Origin of the sequence: Novosphingobium indicum (genome assembly GCF_014645195.1) — a bacterium.
Taxonomy (GTDB): domain Bacteria; phylum Pseudomonadota; class Alphaproteobacteria; order Sphingomonadales; family Sphingomonadaceae; genus Novosphingobium; species Novosphingobium indicum.
The window spans coordinates 1-2,638 of record NZ_BMLK01000074.1 but is presented as its reverse complement, the minus strand read 5'-3'; the positions used below and the strand labels follow the sequence as shown (position 1 = coordinate 2,638).

Genomic DNA, 2,638 nt, shown 5'->3' with positions numbered 1-2,638 from the left:
CGCGTTCGCCCTCGGTGTTGCGCTGTCTTGGCGCAGGCACCAGCGAGGCGTCCACGATCTGCCCCGACATGGGAATGTAACCCTTCTTCTGGAGTTGCCAGTCAAAGGCCTTCATCACCCGCTTGAGTGTTCCCGTCCCGGTCAGGCGATTGCGAAAATGCCGGATCGTGTTCTCGTCCGGCGTCCGGTCCCCAAGCGAGAGCCCCAGAAACCGCAACCAACTCAGCCGGTCGCGGATCATGAACTCCATCCGCGCATCCGACAGATTATGCTGCGCCTGCAGGATCAGCGCCTTGAACATCATCACCGGATCGAAGGGAGGGCGCCCACCTTTGCTGCCATCGCCATAGCCAAGCCCTTCGACCAGCCACGCCCGGAAATACTCGAAATCCACCGTATCCTGCAAAACCTCGAGCGGATCTCCCTCCTTGCTCAGGGCCTCAAGGTGATCGCTCAAACTGAACAGGGACTTGGGATCCATGAATGGCCTCCGTGATCGCGCCCCTTCAATGAATCATCATACCCGCCAAAACGCTACCGGTTTTTGCGGGTCTCCAGCTATGCACAGGTAGACAACATCTACGCGCTTTCGACATGGCTCTCTGTCCTGGAAAGCATGCCATATCACGCCGTGGTGCGTGGACGTCTCGTCGAGGGTCGCGATCCGATTGGTGTGCGTCGTACGCTGCATACCGTTGTTAACCCCGAAGGCAATTTTGAAGCGGTGCCTGGCGGATTGACGTGGCTGATGTTTGATATCGATAAGCTGCCGGTCGCATCGTACGGCTACACCACGACGGGGGAGCGCCTGGCTCACCTCATTTCCATTCTGCCGTCTGAGTTCCATCACGCGACGTTTCGCTATCAGTGGTCGAGTTCCGCAGGTCTCGATGATTGGAGTACGCTTTCCTGCCATCTATGGTTCTTTCTCAGTGAACCGTGGCCGTGTCGGACCCTCTACGAGCGCATCGAGTATGGTGACTGGAAGGATTACGACATCGATCCTGCGCCATTCACCGCCAATCAACTCCACTACACCGCAGCCCCCATTTTCATTGGTACCGACGATCCTCTCGCGGCTGACAGGTCTGGTCTCGTCCCTGGCGCTGTCGATTCCGTAGCGCTGTCCCCGTGGATGAGGGAGGTTACGCCTCGACCGATGTTCACTGCAGTCGAACGAGAGGAGCGATTTCCGGGCGCAGGTTTTGAAGACCTGCTCGCAGATATCGGCCCGAGCTACCACAGGCCCATTCTTCGCGCTGTCGCGCATTACGTCGCGGTAACGCGCAATCCGGATATTTCGTGGCTCGGACAGCGGCTCCGGGAGGCGATTTGGAGCGCTCCGCCGGGGCGTAATCGGGTCGAGGACTATCTTGATGAGCGCTACCTGCACCGCGTCATCTACGGGGCGCTGAGCAAGTACGGGAGGTTCGACTGATGTGCGATTTTCCGCTCGAACTGCTGCCTGACACCGTGCAGCGAGCCATCAGTGCGCAGGTCAGTACCGCGAAGTATCCAGTGGAGGCAGTTGGCACTGCCGCACTGGCGGTCATCTGCCATGCGGCGCAGGGTCTGCGTAATATCGACAGTCTGCATACGACTGGAGGGAGTTACCCCTTATCCGAATTCTTCATGGTCTTGGCGCGATCTGGGGATGCCAAATCATCTGTATTTCAATCCTTTATGAATGGGATCATTCGCTGGCAGGATCGGCAGCGGCTCGTCTACGATGAGGACATCATCGATTACATCGCGCTCAAAAAAGTCTGGGACCGCGATTGTAGGAAAGCTGAAAAGGACGGGTGTGCGGATCAGTTCAGGTCGCTGGAGCGGGAAAGGCCTGTGAAGCCTCTGAATCCTGATAACGTTCTGAGCAAGGCAACGACCAACGGAATCTTCCGGACCCTCGAAACTGGATGGCCAGCCCTTGGCATCTTCACCGGGGAAGGTGGGTCCTTGCTTGGCGGCCATTCGCTTCGCGCCGAGAATTCACCCACGGAATTCGCGTCCATGTTAACGACCGTGTGGGACGGGGGTACTGTCGACCGTAGCACCGGTGAGGTGACCGTCCGTTTGCCGGGGCGGCGAATTTCCGCGCTCATCATGGTGCAGCCAGAGGTCGCCGAGGCCTTCTTGGCCGATCCAAAGCTCAAGCCGCACGGTATTCATGCCCGTTTCCTGATCGTCAGCCCTCCTGCCTGGTCACCGCCTCAGGCCAACTTCTTGGACGACGTCGATCTGGGCAGAAAAGCTCGGCTCGAAGAAGCCATGGAGTGTTTCCATGATCGCATCGACTGGCTTCTGTCGCGCGATCTACCGGTTTCTGAGTTCGACAGGAGTAAACTGGAGCCGCCGATCCTGTATTGGAGCAAGGATGCCAAGGCGCACATGCAAGAGTGGTTCAATAGCACGTGCATCTCCTGGCGGAACGACGGGAATCCGTTTTTCAACCGTGCGTTCGAACATGCCTGCCGGCTCGCAGGAGCCCTGACCGTGTTTGCCAACGACACCTACGTTCCTTTGGCGCTCGCCAAGGCTGGTACGGCGTTGGTCGAATTCTATGCAGATCAGCTGCGCGGCCTTGACATTGGCACGCCAGATGTCCGCCATTCCGACGAGGGGCCGATTATCCAGAAAT

At 58.2% G+C, this 2,638-nt stretch carries 3 protein-coding genes; 2 read left to right on the top strand and 1 reads right to left on the bottom strand.

The genetic code is table 11. From position 1 onward, the window contains the following. Positions 1–481, bottom strand: a 481-nt coding sequence (locus IEX64_RS24060) for a transposase (RefSeq protein WP_188823981.1), incomplete at its 3' end; no start/stop codon positions are given. A gap of 135 nt (positions 482–616) precedes the next feature. Here IEX64_RS24060 and IEX64_RS24055 point away from each other — a divergent pair. Together IEX64_RS24055 and IEX64_RS24050 are read left to right on the top strand one after the other, a co-directional pair. Next, positions 617–1,438, top strand: coding sequence for a hypothetical protein (locus IEX64_RS24055; RefSeq protein WP_188823979.1), 822 nt, complete (start codon positions 617–619; stop codon positions 1,436–1,438). Continuing rightward, the coding region (locus IEX64_RS24050; RefSeq protein ID WP_188823977.1) for a DUF3987 domain-containing protein at positions 1,438–2,638 on the top strand (1,201 nt) is incomplete at its 3' end. The genes IEX64_RS24055 and IEX64_RS24050, both read left to right, overlap by 1 nt.

What these genes read in the sequence shown, in the direction of transcription:
- IEX64_RS24055 (WP_188823979.1), top strand. Translation starts at nt 617, where the DNA reads ATGCCATATCACGCCGTGGTGCGTGGACGTCTCGTCGAGGGTCGCGAT.